The sequence below is a fragment of the Rhodoplanes roseus genome (assembly GCF_003258865.1).
GTDB classification, from domain to species: domain Bacteria; phylum Pseudomonadota; class Alphaproteobacteria; order Rhizobiales; family Xanthobacteraceae; genus Rhodoplanes; species Rhodoplanes roseus.
In genome coordinates, this window is record NZ_NPEX01000379.1 from 1 (window position 1) to 4,501 (window position 4,501).

Genomic DNA, 4,501 nt, shown 5'->3' on the forward strand with positions numbered 1-4,501 from the left:
AACGCTTCGTCGTCGGGCGCGACGTGGCGGTCAAACGGTGATCGCAGCGGACCGTGGCCTCATCGTTCAGGACGCGGCCTTCGGCCGTTCCTCACCACGAGGAGGGATGTTTCGTAGGGCGCAACGAGCAACGCGAATTGCGCTGCGCATCAGAACAGCGGCGCCGAAAGACCGGCGCCGCGCCGCGGGTGTCGCTCCGCTCGACCCACCCTGCAGGCCGATCACTCCGCGGCGAGCTCGGGGCCGCGGTTGGAGGCGAAGAACTTCAGGGCGACCTCGGGGAACAGCGCGTAGGAGAGCACGTCCTCCAGCGTCGCGTCGGGGTAGCCCTTCTCGGCCAGCTTGCGGCGGAGCATGTCCATCTGGGGCGGGATGTCGTCGGCGGGGCGATGGTCGATGACCGTCTGGCCGGCGATCACCTCCTTCATCACGTCCTGGATCGGGGCGGGCGTGCGGCCATAGGCGCCGCGGGCCAGATCCTTGATCTCCTGCGGCACGATCTTGTAACGACCGCAGATCACGTTGAACGCCGCCATCGAGCCGACGATCTGGCTGGTCGGCGTGACCAGCGGCGGATAGCCGATCTCGGCGCGCACCCGCGGCAGCTCCTCGATCAGCTCCGGATACTTGTCGGCCTTGCCCTGCTGCTTGAGCTGGTTGAGGAAGTTGGACAGCATGCCGCCCGGGATCTGGAAGCTCAGCACCTTGGTGTCGATGTCGATGGCGGTGTTGAGCTTGAAGGTGTCGGCCAGATCCTTCTTCACCTTCCGGAAGTGGTCGGCGATCGGATAGAGCTTCTCCTTGTCGATGCCGGTGTCGCGCGGATGGCCTTCGAGCGCCGCCACCAGCGCCTCGGTCGCCGGCTGCGAGGTGCCGAGCGAGAACGGCGAGAGCGCGCAATCGACCACGTCGGCGCCGGCCTCCATGGCCTTCAGATAGGTCATCGACGCCATGCCGCTGGTGTAGTGGCAGTGCACGTCGACCGGGATGCCGAGCTCGCTCTTGATCGTCTTGACGAGATCGTAGGCCGTGTAGGGCGCCAGCAGGCCGGCCATGTCCTTCAGGCACACCGAGTCGGCGCCGAGCTCCTTCAGGTCGCGGGCGACCTTCAGGAAATTTTCGGTCGTGTGATAGGGGCTGATCGTGTAGACGATCGCGCCCTGCACGTGGGCGCCGGCCTTCTTGGCGGCCCGCATCGAGGTCTCGAGATTGCGCACGTCGTTGAGCGCGTCGAAGATGCGCACCAGGCCGATGCCGTTCTCGACCATCCTTTGAACGAAGGTCTCGACCACGTCGTCGGCATAGTGGTTGTAGCCGAGCACGTTCTGGCCGCGCAGCAGCATCGAGATCGGCGTCTTCTTGATGTACTTCTTGAGCGTGCGCAGGCGCTCCCACGGATCCTCGTCGAGGAAGCGCAGGCAGGAGTCGAAGGTGGCGCCGCCCCAGGCCTCCAGCGCGAAGTAGCCGATCTCGTCGAGCTGCTCGAGCACCGGGATCATGTCGCTGGTGCGCATGCGCGTCGCGGCGAGCGACTGGTGGCCGTCGCGCAGAACGGTTTCGACGATCTTGAGGGGCTTCTTGGTCGTCACGAGGCACTCCCGCGGTTAGCGAAGCGTCGAGGGGCCACGGCGTCTGCGGGGGGCAGGCGGGTTCGGGGCCGGTCCGAATGATGCCCGATTAATAGCGGCCGCCCCCGCCGACGCAATCCGCATCATGCGCGAGTCGGGCATGAAGCGACGGTTTCGGGTGCCGGTTACGTGCTTGTGCGATCGGGACTAATGCTGAGCGGCTCGGTGTGCGGTGCACGCGCGGCCGGGCCCGGGTCGTATTCGCGAGACGCGAAGTGTGCCGGCGACGCGCAAGGCGATGGGTCCGGTCCACCGCCGGGCGGCGCAGGCCCCGGCGTTCGGCGATCCCGCGATCGTCCGCCGCGGGGACGCCGACGACCGGGAGAGTCCGGGCGGCCGATCGCGGGCCCGGTCGCAGGTCCGGCCGCAGGCCTGGCCGACAGGCGACATGATTCGGGTCCACTACCGACTGTCGCTCGACGTGCCTCCCCCGGGCCACCCGCCGACCGTGGCCAGTCGCTCACCAGGGCGGCGCCGCCCGCCGCCGCCCGGAATTTTTCGGGCGAGGCGGCGAGGGGGCGGCCAGGTCGCGGCAAGGGGGCGGCAAGGGAAACGGCAAGGCGGTGGCAAGGTGAGTGGCAAAGGAGGTGGCGAGGGCGCGGCGGTACACGCCCCGGCCGAATCGCGACCGCTGCCGACCCGGGAAATCCGGGTCTCGGGCCCGCCGCTACCCGCACCGATTGCGTCGACGGGCCGGACGAGTGCGCCGCAACATTCCTGCCCACGCATTCGTATTGCGGTGCACTTGGGCGGCTGCCCGGGCTGTCGCGAGGGTCAGGCGGCGCCGTTGCGGCCCGACACCTTGACGCTGTCCATGGCGGTCCGCGTGGCGGTCTCGCCGAGGTCCTTGAGCTGCTCGCCGAGCACCTGGATCTGGGTCTGGACGAACTCGGCCTGCATCCGCACGAGCTCCTGCACGTCCTTCGCCTGGACCACCTTCTGGGCGAACTCGAAGGCCGTAATCACGTTGCGTTCCGCGAAGTTCATCGCCTTCTTGCTGATCCCCTGGGCGCCGACCTGGCTGGCCTTCACGCGCTCCTCGAAGGTCGAGACGGCCTCCTGGGCGGCCTGCATGTAGTTGTTGAAGGCGAGCTTGGCCTGCTCGACGCTGCGCTCCGCCACGGCCCGCATTTCGGCAGGAATCTCGAAGGGCGGGGTCGTCGCTTTCATCATCTTCCTCTCCTGTGCTGGCGGACACGTCAGGGCCGCCTTGGACGGGAGAATTATTGCACTGCAACATGAAAAAGGCAAATCGGGACAACCCGTACGCGATATGTCTCCTCCCGGTCGCAGGCAGGGCGGAATCCCGTTAAGGTTATCAGAGGGTTGCAGGGGACGACCGGTCCTGCGTCGTGGACGCCCGCGAAGGCGACATCTATTAGGGATTTGTTTACGATACGGATCGGAGTCGCAGGCGGGCGGATCGGATGGGAGAACTGTCGGACGACCTCACCGCGCTCCACACCGAGCGCCTCGCGGCTCATGCCGTCGCGGCGGCGCCGGTCTGGCTGTGGAGCACGGACGCCACCCGGCTGCTGTGGGCGAACCCCGCGGGCGCCGCGGTGCTCGGTGCCCAAACCTTTGCATCGCTTGCACAATCGCGGTTCGATCCGCGCGACCAGATGGTCGCTCAGGTGGCCCGGCTGGGGGCGACCCTCTATCCGTCCGGCACCACGGTGCTGCATCGGCTGCGCGGTTTCGGCGCGCCGCTCGGCCGTGCGCTCCTGTGCGCCTGCACCCGCGTCGCGGTGGCGGGTCGCGGTGCCGTGCTGGTCGTCGCCCAGGAGCCCGCCGGCCCACGGCTGAGCTTCGCCGAGCGGGTCCGCCGGCTGTGCTCGTCCTATCCGTATGCGGTCGCGGGCTTCGGGCCGGAGGGCCGCATGGTCGCCGCCAACGCGGCGGCTTCGTCTTTGATGTCAGAGGCTTCCGAGATCGGCGCGGTCGTGCCGACGGAACTCTCCGGGGCCGCTCTGAGGGCCGGAACCGCCGTCGGCGAGACTGCGCACGGACCGGTCGAGATCGTCCGGGTCGGCGAGCGTGACGAGACCGTGCTGCTGGTGCGGCTGCCGCCGGGCCTCGCGGCGAGTCCTCCGGCCGAGCCGGAGGTGGTGACGCCACCGGCGCCCCCCGAGCCCCCGGAAGAGGTGGCGGAAGCCGCTGAGATCGCCTCGGAATCGGCGCCGGAACCGCCCCCCGCGGAGGCCGCCGTGTCGTCCGACGAGCCTGCCGCAGCCAGCGCGGAGCCGCCGCCCGTCGCCGCCGACGAGGCCGCCTGGCAGGCCGATGCGGACGACGAAGTGACTGGGACTCCAGACGAAATTTCAGGTCCCCGCGATCGCGCCGAGACCCCGCTGCTGCGCATCGAGGTGCCGCAGGGCGACCGCCGCTTCCCGCTGCGCTTCGTCTGGCAGATGGATGCCGAGGGCCGCTTCACGCTCGGCTCCGACGAGTTCACCGAGGTGATCGGCCCGCGCGTCGCGCTGGCGCTCGGCCGCCCCTGGCACGAGATCGCCGAGGCGCTCGGCCTCGATCCCGACGGCCGGGTGATCCGCGCCGTCGAGACCCACGACACCTGGAGCGGCATCACGGTGTCGTTCCCGGTCGACGGCAGCGAGGATCGGCTCGACGTCGAGCTGTCCGGCCTGCCGGTCTACGACCGCAACCGCAACTATCTGGGATATCGGGGTTTCGGCGTCTGCCGCGACGTCGGTCGGCTGGCCGAGGTCGGCCGTTTCCGGCGCGCGCCGCTGTTCACCACGGCCGAGCCGCCGGCCCGCCGCAGCACCGACCGGCCGGATCCCGCAGGGCCCCGGGATGCCGCGCAGGCCGCGGCGGCCACACCCGAAAACGTCGTCCGCTTCCCGGCCAGATCG

General features: G+C 69.5%; 2 protein-coding genes and 1 pseudogene. 1 reads left to right on the forward strand and 2 read right to left on the reverse strand.

Going from position 1 to position 4,501, the window contains the following annotated elements:
- Nucleotides 1-221: 221 nt before the first annotated feature.
- Nucleotides 222-1,589: a pyruvate carboxylase subunit B gene (locus CH341_RS28510; protein ID WP_111422515.1), complete on the reverse strand. Its 1,368-nt coding sequence runs from the start codon at nucleotides 1,587-1,589 to the stop codon at nucleotides 222-224.
- Between the two features lie 813 nt (nucleotides 1,590-2,402).
- A complete protein-coding gene (locus tag CH341_RS28515) occupies nucleotides 2,403-2,801 on the reverse strand; it encodes a phasin family protein (RefSeq protein WP_111422517.1) in 399 nt (132 codons plus the stop codon).
- 254 nt (nucleotides 2,802-3,055) lie between these two features.
- Here CH341_RS28515 and CH341_RS28520 point away from each other — a divergent pair.
- Nucleotides 3,056-4,501: pseudogene (locus CH341_RS28520) on the forward strand (hypothetical protein); the annotation flags it as partial.